Source organism: Brevibacillus panacihumi (assembly GCF_003710985.1).
In the GTDB taxonomy this organism is placed as follows: domain Bacteria; phylum Bacillota; class Bacilli; order Brevibacillales; family Brevibacillaceae; genus Brevibacillus; species Brevibacillus panacihumi.
Genome location: NZ_RHHT01000011.1, coordinates 127054 through 143956, shown reverse-complemented (window position 1 = coordinate 143956; position 16903 = coordinate 127054). Strand labels below are relative to the sequence as shown.

The 16903-nt window shown below is 50.8% G+C and carries 14 protein-coding genes; 2 read left to right on the top strand and 12 right to left on the bottom strand.

Annotated features, from left to right (window positions below; all coding sequences use genetic code 11):
- The 5 genes from EDM58_RS07270 to pdhA are packed head-to-tail and all read right to left on the bottom strand — an operon-like array spanning position 1 to position 5340.
- A complete protein-coding gene (locus tag EDM58_RS07270) occupies positions 1-531 on the bottom strand; it encodes a GNAT family N-acetyltransferase (RefSeq protein WP_122912740.1) in 531 nt (176 codons plus the stop codon).
- Positions 532-561: 30 nt separating this feature from the next.
- Positions 562-2007 (bottom strand): dihydrolipoyl dehydrogenase, encoded by a 1446-nt coding sequence (gene lpdA, locus EDM58_RS07265; protein WP_122912739.1) that lies wholly within the window; start codon positions 2005-2007, stop codon positions 562-564.
- The gene (locus tag EDM58_RS07260; RefSeq protein ID WP_122912738.1) at positions 2008-3213 is read right to left on the bottom strand and encodes a dihydrolipoamide acetyltransferase family protein; all 1206 of its coding nucleotides are present in this window, start codon (positions 3211-3213) and stop codon (positions 2008-2010) included.
- A 31-nt stretch (positions 3214-3244) separates the two neighbouring features.
- Entirely contained in the window at positions 3245-4228 is a 984-nt protein-coding gene (locus tag EDM58_RS07255; protein WP_122912737.1) for an alpha-ketoacid dehydrogenase subunit beta, read from the bottom strand.
- A complete protein-coding gene (gene pdhA / locus EDM58_RS07250) occupies positions 4225-5340 on the bottom strand; it encodes a pyruvate dehydrogenase (acetyl-transferring) E1 component subunit alpha (RefSeq protein ID WP_122912793.1) in 1116 nt (371 codons plus the stop codon). The genes EDM58_RS07255 and pdhA overlap by 4 nt, the downstream gene beginning before the upstream one ends.
- A gap of 255 nt (positions 5341-5595) precedes the next feature.
- Here pdhA and EDM58_RS07245 point away from each other — a divergent pair, with 255 nt between their 5' ends.
- Both EDM58_RS07245 and EDM58_RS07240 read left to right on the top strand, forming a co-directional pair.
- A complete protein-coding gene (locus EDM58_RS07245) occupies positions 5596-6048 on the top strand; it encodes an Lrp/AsnC family transcriptional regulator (RefSeq protein ID WP_122912792.1) in 453 nt (150 codons plus the stop codon).
- Between the two features lie 116 nt (positions 6049-6164).
- Positions 6165-6995 (top strand): alpha/beta fold hydrolase, encoded by an 831-nt coding sequence (locus tag EDM58_RS07240; protein ID WP_122912736.1) that lies wholly within the window; start codon positions 6165-6167, stop codon positions 6993-6995.
- A gap of 102 nt (positions 6996-7097) precedes the next feature.
- Here EDM58_RS07240 and EDM58_RS07235 read toward each other — a convergent pair whose 3' ends face one another.
- The 7 genes from EDM58_RS07235 to EDM58_RS07205 all read right to left on the bottom strand — a co-directional run bounded on the left by EDM58_RS07235 (position 7098) and on the right by EDM58_RS07205 (position 16886).
- Positions 7098-8588 carry a long-chain-fatty-acid--CoA ligase gene (locus EDM58_RS07235; protein WP_122912735.1) on the bottom strand — a complete coding sequence of 497 codons (1491 nt, stop codon included), beginning with the start codon at positions 8586-8588 and terminating at the stop codon, positions 7098-7100.
- A gap of 48 nt (positions 8589-8636) precedes the next feature.
- Complete coding sequence (locus EDM58_RS07230; protein ID WP_122912734.1) at positions 8637-9896, bottom strand: MFS transporter; 1260 nt, start codon at positions 9894-9896, stop codon at positions 8637-8639.
- A gap of 30 nt (positions 9897-9926) precedes the next feature.
- Positions 9927-11399 carry a serine hydrolase gene (locus tag EDM58_RS07225; protein ID WP_183187443.1) on the bottom strand — a complete coding sequence of 491 codons (1473 nt, stop codon included), beginning with the start codon at positions 11397-11399 and terminating at the stop codon, positions 9927-9929.
- 13 nt (positions 11400-11412) lie between these two features.
- A complete protein-coding gene (locus EDM58_RS07220; protein WP_122912733.1) occupies positions 11413-12723 on the bottom strand; it encodes a CapA family protein in 1311 nt (436 codons plus the stop codon).
- A gap of 39 nt (positions 12724-12762) precedes the next feature.
- Positions 12763-13644: a MurR/RpiR family transcriptional regulator gene (locus EDM58_RS07215; protein WP_122912732.1), complete on the bottom strand. Its 882-nt coding sequence runs from the start codon at positions 13642-13644 to the stop codon at positions 12763-12765.
- Positions 13645-13842: 198 nt separating this feature from the next.
- Positions 13843-15462, bottom strand: coding sequence for an amidohydrolase (locus EDM58_RS07210; protein WP_122912731.1), 1620 nt, complete (start codon positions 15460-15462; stop codon positions 13843-13845).
- Positions 15459-16886: an amidohydrolase family protein gene (locus EDM58_RS07205; RefSeq protein WP_122912730.1), complete on the bottom strand. Its 1428-nt coding sequence runs from the start codon at positions 16884-16886 to the stop codon at positions 15459-15461. Before EDM58_RS07205 ends, EDM58_RS07210 begins: the two co-directional genes overlap by 4 nt.
- Positions 16887-16903: the final 17 nt, after the last annotated feature.

The following is a 16903-nucleotide window of genomic DNA, read 5'->3' as shown; positions in this document are numbered from 1 at the left end:
TCACGGAAATAGTTTGTAGTATTCTTCTGCTGTCAGCGCAAAGTACTTGCTGCTTGCACCGTCGTGTTCCCTTTCGCAAACATACTTGAGTCCGATTTTCTCCGCTACCCGCATGGATGGTCTATTGCGGGAATCGATATCTGCGACAATCCGAGCAACTTTCACTGTTTGAAAGGCGTGCTCAAGTATCACGCGGGCGGCCTCGGTCGCGTAGCCCTTGCCCCACGCAAGACGGTTTAGCCGCCAACCGATTTCGATCTGAGGCTCCATCTCCTCGGTGGGAATCAACAGAATCCAGCCGACGAACCGAGTTGGCTTGTCCTTTTCAAAGATTGACCAATAACCCAATCCATCCCCCCAGGAATTTTGGAGCCTCTCTGTTAGAAATTGTCTATGCATAGCTGGATCATGCCACGGCCCCCGGATATACTTGGTCACCTCGGGGTCTCGATCCATCTCATAGCAAGCATCAAAATCAGCCATGACACGAGGCCTAAGGAATAGGCGTTGTGTCTCAAAATTTGGCAACATTCGTACTCCTCCATGGGTGCTGAGGTATGTTCAGTCGGTCGTGCTTGCTTTTCCTTTATTAACGATATGAATCGCATGTCCCAATGCAGCCTCCGCCGCTTCCAGCCACCCTTCTGTCAAGGTGGGGTGCGGATGCATGGTCAGCGCTATATCCTCCACACGTGCTGCCATTTCCAGGGCGAGAACTCCTTCGCCTATGAGATTGGAAGCGTCCGCGCCTACGACGTGCAGCCCTAGCAAAACATGTGTCTGTGCATCCACAATCACTTCGGCAAACCCTTCTGTTTCATTTGTCGCCAGCGCACGTCCGTTTGCGCGGAATGGGAACGTCCCGACCTTTACCTGGTGGCCCTGGAGCTGCGCTTCCTCCCGGGTGTACCCTACTCCTGCAATCTGCGGATCAGAAAAAATAACGTACGGAACATGCGGGGAATCGACCGCGCTGGGCAAACCGCCAATCACTTCTGCAGCCACAATCCCTTGCTTGGCAGCGCGATGGGCTAGAGCTGGTCCCGGAGTCACATCGCCAATGGCATAGATATGGGGAACTTGTGTGCGGCACTTGCAGTCTACGGCGATATACCCCTTGTCATCTGTCGTGATGCCTGCTCGATCTAAACCGATACCCTGTGTATTCGGCACTCTGCCGATGGTGACCAGTGCTTTGTCGCTAGAAAGGATTTCTCCTACCTGCAATTCCGAGGACAGATGAAGATGGACTTCTCTTTCTTCGATGCTGGCCTTTTCCACGCGAGTAGAGGTTTTGATCGTGATTCCCAGCTTTTTTGCCTTGCGCTCCACTTCTCGTACCAGATGGCCAGCCACCTGCGGCAATATACGGTCTGCCAATTCGATGATCGTGACCTGCGAGCCCATTTTGGCATAGGCCATTCCCAATTCTACACCAATATAGCCGCCTCCGATAATCGCCAATCTCTCGGGGATCTGAACCAATGCAAGAGCAGAGGTGGAATCCAGAATGTATTCCCCGTCCACCTCTAAAAAAGGCGGGATAAAGGGTCTCGATCCCGTTGCAATTATGGCTTCCTTGAACTTATAGGTCTCGAAATCACCGCCGGTCTCCACCCCGATGCGATCCTCCGATAGAAAAGCAGCGTGGCCTGTCACCACTGTCACACCGTTCTCTTTGCATAGATGTGCGATCCCCTGGTTTAGTTGCGAGACAATACTTTCTTTCCACATTTGCCATGTTCCGAGGTCGACCGTGGCCTCTTTCTCCGGGAGATGGATTCCCATTTTTCTGAAGTGAGTCAATCCGTGAAATTGCTCCGCTGTATGAATCAAAGCCTTGGACGGAATACATCCCCGGTTGAGACATACTCCGCCCAACTGATTCTTTTCGATCAACACAACCGACTTGCCCAATTGCCCCAGGCGAATCGCAGCGGCATATCCGCCAGGGCCACCTCCGATTACGACCACATCTGTCTCTACTGCTACTTCGCCTACTACCATCTATCTCAACTCCGCGAATAATAGATTGGGATTCTCCAGCAATTCCTTGATCCGGTTCGTAAAACGGACGGCAGTGACGCCATCGATCAGGCGATGGTCGAAGCTTAAAGACATGTTCATCATCAGACGTATCACACCTTCCCAATTCCGAACAACCATGCGAGGCTCCATCTTGTGCAGAGCCAGAATCGCCACTTCTGGATGGTTGATGATCGGTGTGGCCTGCAACCCGCCGATTGGACCTACGTTGCTGATCGTAAAGGTGCCGCCGCTGATTTGATCAAGAGTCAATTTGCCTTCCCTCGCCAGAGATGCCAGTTGGCTGATTTCGGCCGCGAGCTCCAGAATTGTTTTTTGATCGGCATGCTTGATGACGGGTACGATGAGTCCATCTTCGGTATCTGTCGCGATCCCAATGTGATAGTAATGCTTGAGGACGATTTCATTCGTCTCGTCATCGATCGAAGCATTCAGCGTTGGGAATTCTTTCAGGGCTATGACAATCGCTTTGATAAAGAAAGGAAGAAACGTCAGCTTGATATTCTTTCGATCGGCATATTCCTTGATCCGGTCTCTCCATTCCTTTACAGCGTCCATTTCCAGTTCATCCACATGGGTTACATGCGGGATGATTGTAGCTGATTTGGTTAAATGTTCGGCTATTTTTTTGCGGATCCCCTTCAAAGGAATTCGCTCTTCTGATTCTCCCAAGAGCAACGGTTTCACAGATGCCGCCTCTGTTTTTGCCTCCGGCACTTTTGGACGATTATCTGGAGTCGGACCCGCTTTCTTTCGCTCCGCGTACTGAATCAGATCGGACTCCACTACTCTTCCCGCGGGTCCCGTACCGACCACATCTTCCAGATCGATCGACATTTCCCTCGCCATTTGACGGACATACGGTGTCGCAAGCGCCCGTGCATGTCTGGGAGCTGGAGGAGGAACGGCCGCTGCTTTTTTCTCTTCCTCTCCCTCTGGTTGTATCACGTAGAGGGTCGCTCCCACTTCCACCGTGTCCCCGACCGCGAAGAACATCTTGCTTACAACTCCTGTAGCGGGTGACGTCAATTCAGCATTTACTTTGTCAGTTTGCACTTCCACAACAGGCTGATCCCGCTTGACGAAGTCTCCTTCTTTTACGAGCCATCTGGTAATTTCCCCTTCATGCATGCCTTCGCCTACATCAGGGAGCTTGAATTCCACCATGCTACTCCCTCCTTTTGGTCCCTGAGTTCAATTAGAAAGAAAGCGTTTCCACAATTCCGCGTTGAACGCGCTCCACTGTGGGCAAGTAGGCATCTTCTACAGAAAACTGCGGTACAGGTATGTCAAAGCCGGTCACTCTCTTCACCGGTGCCTTCAGATAGATCAATGCCTCATCGTTGATCAAAGACACGATCTCTGCACCCAAGCCGGCTGTCCGATGAGCCTCATGAACAATGATGGCACGGCCCGTTTTTTTCACAGATGAAAGGATCGTATCCCGATCCAGCGGATAAAGCGTGCGAAGATCGATGACTTCACATTTCCAGCCCTGTTCTTCTTCTATTTTTTTGGCTGCATGCATGGCTTCACGCAGCATGGCGCCCCAAGCAAAAATCGTCACATCGTCTCCCTCCGAAACGACCTTGGCTTTCCCGAGAGGCACGCGGTATATTTCTTCCGGGACATCTTCTTTAAAGGCGCGATACAGCTTGGTCGGCTCCAGGAAAAGGACCGGATCACGGTCTTCCATGGCGGCGATCAACAGACCTTTGGCGTCATAAGGATTGCTCGGAGCAACGACCTTCAGTCCCGGGGTATGCGCAAAATAGGTTTCCACGCTTTCTGAGTGAAGCTCGGGACCGCGTATGCCGGCACCATAAGGCGTGCGAATCACCATTGGCACCTCAAACTGCCCGCGTGTACGATAGCGCATCCTCGCTGCATGGGAGACGATCTGCTCAAAACCCGGATAGATAAAGGCGAGAAACTGAATCTCCACCACCGGAATCATCCCATTCATTGCCAGTCCGATGGCAGAACCAATGATTCCGGCCTCTGCCAGCGGGGTATCCACTACTCGTTCGGGTCCATACTTTTCCACCAAGCCCTCTGTCGCCCGAAATACCCCGCCATTGATGCCAATATCTTCCCCCAGAAGCATGACGCGGGGATCTTGGGCAAGCATCTGATCCATAGCTTCCGTAATGGCTTGAATCATTGTCAATTTTCTGCTCATGAGATCTTCACGTCCTTCTTGAAGAATGAACGGCACTCTTCCTGCTGCTCGCGGATGTTCCATGGCATTACGGCGTATACGTGCTCAAACATGCCAACCGGATCTGCCTTTGGATAACGTTCTGCCTTTTCCAGATGCAAATCGATTTGCTCGTTCATCTGCGCAAGCCATTGTTCCTCCAGCTTCTCATTCCAGATGCCCTTTTTTTGCAGCAGCTTTTGCAGGCGTGCCAGCGGATCGCGTTTTTCCCGCCACTCCTGGGAAATGGCATCCTGATCGCGGTATTTCTTCGGATCATCTGCTGTGGTGTGGGCGCCGTAGCGGAAGGTGATCGCTTCGATCAAGGTTGGTCCTTCCCCACGCAGGCCCCTCTCGACAGCTTCCTTCACCGTCAAATAGACTGCAAAAATATCGTTTCCGTCCACGCGAATACCCGGAATATCATATGCTGCGGCGCGCTGGGCAATCGTTTTGGAAGCGGACTGCTTTTCAAAAGGAACGCTGATTGCGTAGCCGTTATTCTGGCAAAAGAAGATTGTCGGCGTTTTGAAGACACCTGCAAAGTTCAAAGCCTCATGAAAATCGCCTTCCGAGGTCGCTCCGTCCCCGAAATAGGCGATGCTGGCCGTTTTTTCACCTTTTCGCTTGCTTGCCCATGCGGTGCCGACTGCGTGGACCATTTGCGTTGCGATGGGAACACATGGCGGCATGATTCGCTTGCCTTCAGGGCAAATCGAACCTTCAACATGGCCCATCCAGTACAGGAAGATGCGGTACAAATCCTGTCCATGGACGATAGCCGCTGCATGATCGCGGTAGGTCGGGAACATCCAGTCCCCTGGCGAGAGCGCCAAAGCGCTGCCTACCTGGGAAGCTTCCTGTCCCTCAAACGGCGCGTACGTACCCATTCTTCCCTGGCGTTGCAGGTTTACGGATTTGCGGTCAAAGAGCCGGACCAAAAGCATCTTTTCGTACATGTGAAGCATCAAGGAATCATCGATCTTTCCATCCAGGGATGAAAACAGTTCACCCTGCTCTGACAACACCTGGTACATGTCTCCACTGATTGTGGTTTCGTCGAAGGATTTCCTGTGGTTCTCAGAATAAACCATCATGTCAGTCACCCCTTATCAAAAAGTAGGATTAGAGTGAGTGTTCCAATTTTTCTGTATACGCTTTCATGATAAAACAAGACAAGGTGGGAATGACATGATAAAATGAATAGAATACGAGCCTTTCTCATTACAATATGAATCATTACACGATTCTTTTCCTTCACTTTGCAACCAACGCGAATCGTGTGAAATGGGGCTGAAAAGTTCCAATCACACTCAAATAACCTAGATAGAAAGCGGGGCTTATTCATGATGGATCAAACTGACATCCGCCTGCTGGAGCTACTTCAACTTGAAGGTCGAATCTCTATCAGCGATTTATCCAAAAAGCTTTCTCTCAGTCGCCCAAGCATCTCGGAGCGGCTCAATCGGCTTGAGGAAAAAGGGGTCATCGAAGGCTTCTCGGCTAGAGTTTCGCCGAAGGCTATCGGCAGGGACGTGCTTGTCTTTATTCAATTGAGCCAACTGCGCATTCATTCTTATTCCGATTTTGAAAAGTCCATCCAGGAAAATCCTGATATTATCGAATGCCACCGTCTGACCGGAGAAGTCAGTTACCTGCTCAAAGCGGCCGTGACTGGCATGGAGCATCTCAGTCAATTGATCGATTCCCTCCTGCCCTACGGAAATGTAAATACGTCGCTCGTCTTGTCTTCGCCCGTATCGTTTCGCTGCATTACCCCTCATCCTTCGGGTGGCGTATAAGGAAATAAAGCCTTGTAAAGGTTAAAAATGGGTTGACTTCACGAACATTTGTTCTATAATCGGAGTTAGAATGTCTCCACAGGATTTGTGATTATTTCAATGGCGAGGTGTCCCATATGCACTGTCTTTCCTACGGTGTTCAGGTTTTTTATGAAGATATTGGTACTGGACTTCCTGTTGTCATGCTGCATGGTTTTTCGCTGGATCATCAAATGATGAAAGGCTGCATGGAACCTGTTTTTACTAATCTTCACGGATTTCGCAGACTGTATGTAGATCTGCCAGGCATGGGACTTTCAACACACTATCACCACATCGCAAATTCGGATGAAATGCTAGAGGTTATCCTCCACTTTATCGACCAGGTCCTTCCCGAAAAACCTTTTTTAATCGCTGGAGAATCATATGGAGGATATCTGGCAAGAGGTGTGATTGAAAAACGCCGAAGCCAAGTAAAAGGCGCTCTATTTCTATGTCCGATGGTCGTCCCTGATAAGGAAAAACGTGATTTGCCCCCCAGAACCTTGTTAATGGAGGACAAACACCTATGGGACAAACTGACACTGCAGGAACAAGAGGACTTTACAGCCATGGCGGTGGTCGCAAACGAGAATACGTGGAGCCGCTATAAAAACGAAATTCTTGCCGGCTGTGAATTGGCGGACTATCCCTTTTTGGAAAAAATAAAAACAGCCTACGGATTTTCTTTTGAATTGGATACAGTCTGTTTTCCATATCCCAGTTTATTTGTCGTTGGCAGACAAGACTCTTCTGTAGGGTTTAAAGATGCATGGCATCTGATCGATAACTATCCTCGTTCCTCTTTTATTGTTCTTGACTGTGCCGGTCATAATCTGCAAATCGAGCAACCACATTTGTTTACAGAGCTTGTACATGACTGGTTAGGCAGAGTAAGCGATTATTTGAATGAACCAGCGAGACCATAACTGGTCGACATCCGACTACTCGAGGTCCTTCAATATGGAGAGAAAGCAAAAAAATAGACTGGGCTGCAAACGGAAAACGTTGCCTTCCAGTCTATTTGCTGATTATGATGTCCGTAAAGTCCGTCTCAAGATCTTCCCCGTACTGTTTTTAGGAAGCTCATTGACGATTTCCACCTGCCGCGGCACCTTGTATTTTACCAGCTTGTCGCTGCAAAAAGAGAGAATCTCTTCTTCCGATACTGCTTCTCTGCATGCTATATACGCTTTGACAGCCTCTCCGTGCATTTCGTCAGGGATTCCGATCACCGCCGCCTCGATGATGGCAGGATGCTGATACAGTACCTCCTCTACCTCGCGCGGATAGACATTGTAGCCATCTACGAGAATCATGTCTTTCTTCCGGTCTACGATATACACATACCCGTCTTCGTCCATTCGGGCCAGATCACCGGTATAGAGCCAGCCGTCCTGCAATACGGCCTTCGTATCTTCCGGCAGACCGAGATACCCCATCATCACATTGGGACCGTACACGACGAGCTCCCCGACTTGACCACGGGGCAGTTCATTCCCTTCCGGATCGACCACCTTGTTGATAACTCCCGGAATATCGACACCGACAGAACCCGGCTTGCGGACTCCTCGAATCGGATTGAATGCCGTAGCTGGGGCCGCCTCTGAAAGGCCGTATCCTTCCATGACCTGAACACCGAATTTTCCCTCGAACTTATGCAACAATTCGACAGGCATGGATGCCCCGCCGGAACAGCAGACACGAATACTGGCCATATCTTCTCTTGTCGCTGTGGGAAGCTGCAGCATGTAGTTGTACATCGTCGGCACCCCGGCAAAACAGGTTGCCTTTTGGGTGCGAATGAGATCTAGAATCTCTGCTGGATGAAACCTTGGAGCAATCAAGATCGTTGACCCGTACCGAATGGGTCCATTTACGCAAACCGACATGCAAAAGACATGAAACATGGGCAGGACCGCAACCATCCGATCCCTGGCCTCCAGCTCCAACAGGATCCCCAACGCCTCCGCATTGGAAGCCATATTGCGATGGGACAGCATCGCGCCCTTTGGCTGTCCAGTGGTCCCGGACGTGTAGAGGATGACAGCCAGATCGTTCTCATCCTTCTCCGGCTGTTCATAGCGGTATCCGCTCTCCAGTTGTTTCAGCGAAAGATCGTTGTATATCGGTTCGGTGTAGACAGCCAATGCCACATGATCCAGCCGCTCCTTCATGGGGCTCAAAACAGGCTCCAATGCTGATAGGGCAATGACAGCTTTCGCTTTGCTGTTGGATAAAAGGAATTCGATTTCTCTGGGTGTATAACTCGGATTCATCGGAACAACCGCGGCACCGACACGCAAAATTGCATAGTAAGCCTGGATGAATTCCGGCCTGTTATCCATCAGGAGGGCTACAGCATCCCCCTTGCCTATCCCTCGTTCAGCCAGTCCGGAAGCGATCAAGTCTACCTGTCGATCCAATTCAGCGTAGGTGGTAGTCACATCACGAAACACATAAGCAGGCTGCTGCGGGAATGTTTCTGCGCTTCTTTTCAAATTTTTGTCCAAATGGTACATGGAACTTCCCTCCGTTTCCCTGTATGAAATCCCGAATATTCCGACGGATCAGGACGCTTGTATCAGTGGAGATGCCGTATCGATTCTCTCTTCCTTCTTTTTTGCGAAGAGCAGGAACAGGATGCCAAAAACCAGGCAAATCAATCCGTTCAGAATCATGGCATTGTTAAAGCCCGTAGCCAGATTAGGCGCATTTTGGACGATGGAACCAGTGACCAGCGGAGATATGATACCCGCGAGTGTGACCAGGCTCGACAACACTCCGACGAGCAACCCCGTCCGAAGTGGCATCATGCTGCTGACGATGACGGACGCTGCAGTCCCTACCGAAAATGCAAATCCTTTTGCCAGACATAACGCGATCAAGACGAACACAGTAGATTGGAACCATGTAACAGAATAGAAGAAAATTCCGCCGAGAATAATCGATATGCCACCAATTCGCACATAAGATTTGCGATAGCTGCGATGTTTTTTATACAGCCGATCCCCTCCCCAGGATATCAGGATCGTCATCAAGCCCGCTACCAGACCCGTACCCGCGATCGAATACGCCATCTCTTGATTGGTTAATTGAATGACTTGAACCAGATAGGCTGGTTCCCACACCGAAGCAAACGTAGTGCCCCAGATTTGCGCGAAATAGACAAGGAAACACAGAACAAAGGTCAAGGATAGGAAAACACCAGAAATCTCGGACCACGTTACTTTTGGCAGGGGTGTGGTAGCTGACTTGCTCTCTTCCACGCTTTGGGCTGGTCTTTCTTTTCCCACCCACAGCCAAATCAAAAACCAAATCAGGCTCAATGCCCCCATGAATCCCCAAGAAAAGCGCCAGCCATAGGTATCAATCAAATAGACCAGGAGCGGAGCTGACGCAACCGCGCCGACGAATGCGCCAAAGTTGACAGTCGAATAGACTAGTCCGCGTTTTTCTTCGGGAAACCATTTGTTCAAGTGACTGACGACCGTTGCCCAAAACGGACCTTCCCCGATACCAAGAAGAACCCTGGCTACGACCAGCATCGGCAGACCGGCGATCGCATAGGCACCAAACTGCACCACGGTCCACGATATCGCCATGATCGCCAGCATTTTTTTCGTCCCGATCTTATCCGACAGGGCAGCGCCCAGAATACCGGCAATCGCGAAAAACCAGAAGAAGCTGCTGCCAACAAGTCCCCACTCCTCCTGCGTCAAGGAAAATTCCTTCATGATCGGGACGGCCGAATAGCCTGCGATCGTCTTGTCAGCATAGTTGATCATGTACAACACAAACAGCATTACCATCGTAATTCTGGCCATCATACCCAACCACTCCTATGGGAAAATATGATTTTACATGCGTGTAAAACGAATCTCCTTTGCTTTCTCTGCAGGCTCCAGCTTCGCTGCAAAACCGACGATGCCGCCTTCTTGATCGGTTTGAAAAGAGAGTGGTATGTGAAGGGAATAAGTATCATCATATCGTGCGAAAAATGTGTGCCTTGCTGTCTGAGTCAAACGAAAGGTGAGTCTATTGTTGAGCATCTTCATCTGCAGGCTGTTCTCCGTGTGGGCAATAGAAACGATTCCGTAACCGGGGTGATGATAAGTCCCCTCATAACGGCCATATTGTCGGGAGGATAGCGGATGATCATGGTCATACATGCTGTTGATGCTCTTTTTGAAGTTTTGCAGCTGTTCTTCCATCTTTTTGGCTTCCGCCTGGACCTCCTGCTTCAATCTGCCATGCCAATCGAGCGGCGCCAGATCCAGCAGCCGATCGTAGATTTCATAGGTCAATGCCACTGGGAGGCGAGACTGATCCACTTGGCTCAGGACGACAATTCCGAGCTTCTGTTCGGGCAAAAAACTGACGAAAGAAGTAAAGCCCTGAAGATTGCCAGGATGAAAAATCATGTTATGTCCGCGATAGCTTTGAACAAACCATCCCAAGGCGGAGCAAACAAACGGGATCTCTGGATACGGAGTTTGCTGCGATGAGACCAATTGAGGTTGATGCATTTCCGACAGGAGCTGCTGTCCGACGAGAGGCTGACCATCTGGAAGTACGCCACGATGCTGGAAGGTAAGCCATTTGATCATATCCTCTACGCACGAGATCATTGAACCCGCGGGACCAATCGCTTCGTTGTTCAAAAAAGGAACTTCCGTCACCCTGCCCGCTTTCCACATATACGGCAACGCAGTCGGTCCGGCGTGCCGAGCATCCTCCACCCTAAAATAGCTGTGATTCATCCCCAGCTTGGTCAGGATGCGTTCTTTTACAAAATTCTCCCAGGTCATGCCACTCAACCGTTCGACAAGATGACCCGCAGCCGTATAAAGCAGATTTTGATATTGATAGGAGTGTCGAAAATCTACTGTAGGCTCCAAGTAGGAAACGCGTTCTAGCAATTGCTCGCGTGTAAGAATCGTGTTGTACCAAACCAGATCATGCCTTGGCAGACCTGATCGATGACAGAGGATATCGCGAACCGTGATTCGTTCGGTCGCAATCGGGTCGAACAGCCGAAATGCTGGCCAATATTGCTGCAAGGGAATATCCCAATCCAGCCTTCCCTCCTCCACAAGCAAAGCAAGGCTCATGGCTGTGAATGATTTGGTGGCTGATGCGATGGGGAAAAGGGTATGTGGCGTCATGTCGGCATTCTCCCCTAGACGACGGTGACCAAAGCCAGCCGAGAAAAGGACTTTGTCATCGTGTACGATACCTACCGCACATCCGGGAACGCCCCACCCTTCCCGTGCTCGATCTGCGTGTAGCGCCAGGTCTCTCAAGCGATCCGGGGCTATCCTTAAAGACACCTCCTCCACCTCGCTATTTCTGATTGCAAGGAATCCGTATTTTCCCGATTCCACCTTCAATCTCCATCCGTGTGCCAAATGGCTCGTTTAAGGCTTGGAGCTTCTCTAGTATGTGGGGCTCCTTGCTCAGCTTCGGCCACCCCATGCGGTGAACGGGCAATTCATACCCCAGTTCAATCGGATGGAGTTCGATTTCCAACAGTTCCCCATCCTGCATCTTCCAGATCGGGATGACCGCTTCCCAGACCTCCCGATGCACGCAGAGCCCCCGGGTATAGTTCGCACTCATCGCCTCTAATGCATCTGCGACATTATGACGATGATCCAAACCGTAGTGTTCAAAAAAATCTGCCGGTTGGCTCGTCACGGCCTCCGTCTGGAAAATAAAATCTCCCAGGCTGTAAAAAATGGGACGGTTCTTGTAAATTTCGATGCCTCGCAACAGATGAGGTCCATGCCCTACCACAGCGTGCGCTCCGGCATCGATACACGCTTTTGCAAATACTGGTAGAAAATCTGCGGGGACTTCCTTGTCTTCCCCCTTCATTTCGTGAGCGTGGATGCTGATGATGACGTAATCAGCCCGGCGTTTGGCCTCTTCAATCGTCTGGATGATCCGGCGCAGGTCCCGGGGATGCGGCTCGGTCGTCGTATAATCTCTCTTTGCTTCCCGAAAACGCGAGGTGCCGAAGAGAAAAATATCATCGCCTGGAGCGTTCATAAATCCTTCTTCGATCAAGACCTTGCTGAAGGCATTGATGTCGATGCTGTCGGCTATCTTTTTGAGAGCATCCATCTTTTCTTTCGTAACATGATGCGTCATGATGTAGCGCATCGGGTTGATTCCTGGCCTTCCCGCGCAATCCGGTCTCTGGTCGCCAGCCGCCCACCAGGGATGAAACGTAGAGGTAGCAGCGATCAATGCGACGCGGGCCTGTTCACATTCCAGATAGCGAGGAGCTCCTGCTTCTGCCAGATTTCTACCTGCCCCGGCATGAACGAAGCCGTATTGGTTCAGATACCGCTCTGTGGCCTCCAGTCCGCCATAGAGATAATCCAAGGTATGGTTGTTGGCCCAGCCGATCATGTTGAACCCATATTCTTTCATCACTTGCAGGACTGCGGGTGGCGACATCGCCCATGTGCCGCCGCTTTGCGCGCTTGGATATCCTTCCTGTTCGTGCACGGTCGTCTCCAGATTGGTGATGCGGACATCTGCCTGGTGAAGCAGCCGCGATACCTCCTGAAAAGCCTGGTCCTTGTAAGGAAGGACGCGAGTAATGAAGCTGTCTCCTGTTGCCGCAAAAAGCAGAGGTTTTGTCATGATCCTGATTCCTTCCTCTCCACGATAATATAGGCGGGACTAATAGAATGAAAAATCGTCATCTTCCCCAACGAACGAGTACAGCTTCGAACTGATCTCATCATAATGCTGCAGCCGCTTTTGCACGTTGGCGGCATCATGCACCATCACCCCCTTGATCAGAACATTCAGCAGGGAAAAGAGAGTAGGCATACCACTGGTGGCAGCCGGCTGAGGAGTCGTTACCTTCAAGAGATAGTCAGCAGCCTGACTGATCGGTGAAAGCTCCCCTTCTGTAATGGCCAAGACTTTTGCTCCCAGTGATTTTGCAGACTGGACAAGCCCAATCGTCTCAGCCGGATGGCGAGGAAAGGAGATCGCTATCACCAGCCACTCCTGATCCCGCTCGGTCAAAAAGTAATCGGCATTGTCGACGGCCCCTGTGTATAAATGCGTGTTTCCCTTGATCGCATTCAAGGTGGAGAATAGCCATTTTGCCGGGATGTGACACCATCGAAGACCAACTACGACAATTCTGTTCGCACGGATAATGCTGTCAATCGCCTGCTGGTAAAGTTCGTAATCGAACTGCTGCAAGCCATGCTGCAAAAAGGCGATATCCGTCTCAATGACTTGGTGGGCATAGTTGTCCCTCGTCACTGCGTCCTCGGTGGCGCGGTATTTTTGGATCGGACCTTTTCGTTGATCCATCATCAACAGCGATTTTTTTATCTCATCCTGCAGCTCCGAATAACCGGAATACCCCAAGGAGTGGCAAAAACGAATCACCGTCGCTTCACTCGTATTCGTCAGCTCTCCGATTTTTTTGGCTGTATGTATGGCGATCAGACTGGGCTTGTCGACAGCGATCTTGGAGATGATTTTCTGACTGGCAGTAAGATTGCCAAATTGCTTTCTGATTCGTTCCTTTACCTGTTCCATTTCAGTAGCTCCTTTGTTACATGGAAAACGTAATTTTGTGAATATTATATCTTTTGAAACATTTCACTTCAATACACATCAGAAAATGTAGTAAATCCTTCATTTTGACAATTCCGAACCAGGTGGTCTTATGGGAATGGAAAACAAACCCCGCCTTTTCAGATACGAAAAGGCGGGGTCTCGACAACACTTCGTATTTTATAGGGTACTTGTACTGCTCGCGTTACTGCGCTCGTAGTGAATCTCTCCCCCGATGATCGTCATCTCGATATCGGTAGACAAGATTTCATCCGGCTCGATCTCCAGGAGGTTTTTGGAATACACGGTCATATCCGCATACTTTCCGCGGCTGATGGTTCCTTTGACCGCTTCTTCGTTGGTTGCCAGCGCTCCGCCATAGGTAAACAAGCGAAGAGCCTCCTCTACCGTCAGATTTTGTTCGGGGTTGTATCCCTCATGAGCGTCTGCCGGCGCCTTTCTCGTCACCGCAGCGTGAATCCCCAGCAAAGGTGCCAATGGTTCCACGGGAGCATCGGAACCGCCAGCACACATGATGCCAGCCTCCAGCATGTTTTTCCAGACGTAGGTTTGCGACGCCCGCTCGGCACCGATCCGATCGGCTACCCAGGGGAAATCGCCGACGACAAAACGCGGCTGAATATCGGCCACGATCGATGGACTCTTCAGGCGCTCCAGCAAATCAGGGCGAAGCAATGACGTGTGAATCATGCGATCCCGATACGCGACTGGCGGGAACTGGTCCAAGGTGTCCAGCACCATTTCCAAAGCCTGGTCGCCAATGGTATGCACCGCAATCGGCATCTGGGCATCCCGTGCTTCTTTGAACAGCTGGTAGAGGGTTTGCGCATCATGAATGTAACTGCCGACGTTGTCCGGATCATCGGTGTATGGCGCGGACAAATAAGCTGTCCGACCGCCAAAGCTGCCGTCAGCAAAGATTTTTACGGCACCAATCTGCAGCGTTTCATTCCCAAATCCTGCATACATGCCCCGTTCCACCAAACGTTTGACATGCGGATAGTAAATGAGCAGATTGCAACGCAAGCCCAGCTTTTCCCCGTTCAACAGCTCGTCGTACAACTGCCAGGTTTGATCCAGTCCTCCGAAGGTCCGCAGATCCTCGGTATGGACACTGGTTAGTCCGCATTTGACCGCTATCTGAATCGCTTGTCTCAACAAATCCTTGAACTGCTCGTAAGTTGGCTCCGGGATATGCTTGGCAACAATGTCGGCTGCTGTTTCCAACAGAACGCCAGTCGGTTTTCTTGTCTCCGGATGCAGGACAACCGTTCCTCCAGCAGGAATTTCCATCTCTTCTGTATAGCCTGCCAACTCCAACGCCTTGCTGTTTACCAATGTGACATGGCCGCAAACGCGCGATAAAAATACAGGGCAATGGGGCGCCACCTGATCCAATTCCTCGATCGTAGGCAACCGTCCGTCGGCAAAGCGATTTTCATCCCATCCCCTGCCTTGCAGCCACTCATTTGGAGCCGTTTGCTCAGCCCGTGACTGAATCGCTTGCAAAAGCTCCTGCCTGGAGGTGATCCCAGTAAGATCGAGGTTCATCAAATTCGTGGCGATGGAAGACAGATGCAGGTGACTGTCGATCAAACCCGGTGTCACCATTTTCCCTTCCAGATCTCGTACAATCGCGTCGGGACTTCCCCATTGCAGGAGCATTTCCTGATGACTGCCCAAATCAATGATTTTCCCTTCTTGAACGACTACGGCTTCCACGACGGGGTGGGATGGATCGAATGTATAAAACTTGCCATTGGTATAAATCGTTGTCATAAATACCCCTCACTCATCATGTGATAGATGTCGCTATTGCTTGCTGCGATATCTCGTTGGGAGCGACGGCTGATTTCTTCCGCAGCCTCTTGTGCTTTTTTCAACGCATCTTTCTCATCCACAGTCAACAACTGACGATTTTCCATGATGAACCGTCCGTCTACAATCACAGTCTCCACTTCGTGGCCTCTAGCCGCATATACGAGATTGGGAACGATATTTCGGACTGGATTCGTATAGATGGGAGCCAAGCCGGGATCTTGCATCGTGAGGATGATGATGTCAGCTTTCTTCCCTGCTCGAAGACTGCCGATCTCCTTCTCCAGGCCAATCGCTTTGGCAGACTCAATCGTAGCCAGCCGAAGGGAAAGCCACGCAGGAAACACAGTCGGGTCGGAGCGTTTCACCTTGTTCAAAATGGCGGCAAACTTCATTTCGTTAAACATATTGTGGCAATTGTTGCCTGGCGCCTGATCCGAGCCGAGCGCTGCCTGCCCGCCTGCTTCCAGGAAATCGAGGATGGGCGGCACCAAGCCATCGATGATGCCGATGCTTCCGGCGCAATAGATCATGGAGGCTCCCCGTTTTGCCACAAGCTGCGTCTCTTCTTTCGTCGCTTCGGTGAGATGGACAGCCATCAGACGGGAATCCAGATAACCGATCTCCTCCAGGTACGGGATCGAGCGCTTGCCGTAGCGTTTCAGCATTTGATCGATCTCCCGGTCCCCTTGCGCGACATGCATATGAATGCGGGTATCGTACTTTTCTGCCAATGCCTTGACCTCCAGCATCAGCTCGGTTCCCATCATGTCAGGCCCCTGTGGTCCAAAGAGGCAGGTAATTCGCCCGTTCGCCTGACCATGCCATTTTTCATACAGCTGAATGTTGGCAGACAGTTTTTTTTGTCCAATCGCAGGATCCAAGGGATACAGTTCCCCTACTGGCACCAACCCCATGTCATCCGGGAGCTCGTTTACCGTCTCCGCGACTCTTGCGCGAACACCAACCTTCACATAATGCTCCACAATCTCGTTCATCGAATGGTCATAATCGCAAAAAATGGTGGTTCCGGCCTTCACCCCCTCGATGATCGCCACGAGCGAACCCGCCAAGGCTTCATGCTTCTTCGTATTCTGCATAAGTGGCCACAACCCTTTTTGCATCCAGTGAGACATGTCCTGGGCCATACCTCTGAAGATCGCCAGGCCCGTATGCATATGGGCATCGATGAGTCCTGGCATAACCAGCTTTCCAGTCCCATCTATCATTCGCTCGGCTTGATACGCTCTCAGTATCTCTTCGGTCGGTCCGACAGCGAGGATGGCATTTCCTTTCACTGCGATCGCCCCGTTTTCAATCATGCCGACGCCCTTGCCTTCCATTGTCAAAACAAAGGCATGACCGATGATCCAATCTGCTTTCACATCCGTTTCCCCCGTTC

Excerpts from the sequence above, each read along its gene's own strand:
- EDM58_RS07230 (WP_122912734.1), bottom strand. The coding sequence starts at position 9,896 with ATGATGGCCAGAATTACGATGGTAATGCTGTTTGTGTTGTACATGATC.
- EDM58_RS07240 (WP_122912736.1), top strand. The coding sequence starts at position 6,165 with ATGCACTGTCTTTCCTACGGTGTTCAGGTTTTTTATGAAGATATTGGT.
- EDM58_RS07255 (WP_122912737.1), bottom strand. The coding sequence starts at position 4,228 with ATGAGCAGAAAATTGACAATGATTCAAGCCATTACGGAAGCTATGGAT.
- EDM58_RS07210 (WP_122912731.1), bottom strand. The coding sequence starts at position 15,462 with ATGACAACGATTTATACCAATGGCAAGTTTTATACATTCGATCCATCC.
- EDM58_RS07220 (WP_122912733.1), bottom strand. The coding sequence starts at position 12,723 with ATGACAAAACCTCTGCTTTTTGCGGCAACAGGAGACAGCTTCATTACT.
- pdhA (WP_122912793.1), bottom strand. The coding sequence starts at position 5,340 with ATGGTTTATTCTGAGAACCACAGGAAATCCTTCGACGAAACCACAATC.
- EDM58_RS07245 (WP_122912792.1), top strand. The coding sequence starts at position 5,596 with ATGGATCAAACTGACATCCGCCTGCTGGAGCTACTTCAACTTGAAGGT.
- lpdA (WP_122912739.1), bottom strand. The coding sequence starts at position 2,007 with ATGGTAGTAGGCGAAGTAGCAGTAGAGACAGATGTGGTCGTAATCGGA.
- EDM58_RS07235 (WP_122912735.1), bottom strand. The coding sequence starts at position 8,588 with ATGTACCATTTGGACAAAAATTTGAAAAGAAGCGCAGAAACATTCCCG.
- EDM58_RS07215 (WP_122912732.1), bottom strand. The coding sequence starts at position 13,644 with ATGGAACAGGTAAAGGAACGAATCAGAAAGCAATTTGGCAATCTTACT.
- EDM58_RS07260 (WP_122912738.1), bottom strand. The coding sequence starts at position 3,213 with ATGGTGGAATTCAAGCTCCCTGATGTAGGCGAAGGCATGCATGAAGGG.
- EDM58_RS07270 (WP_122912740.1), bottom strand. The coding sequence starts at position 531 with ATGTTGCCAAATTTTGAGACACAACGCCTATTCCTTAGGCCTCGTGTC.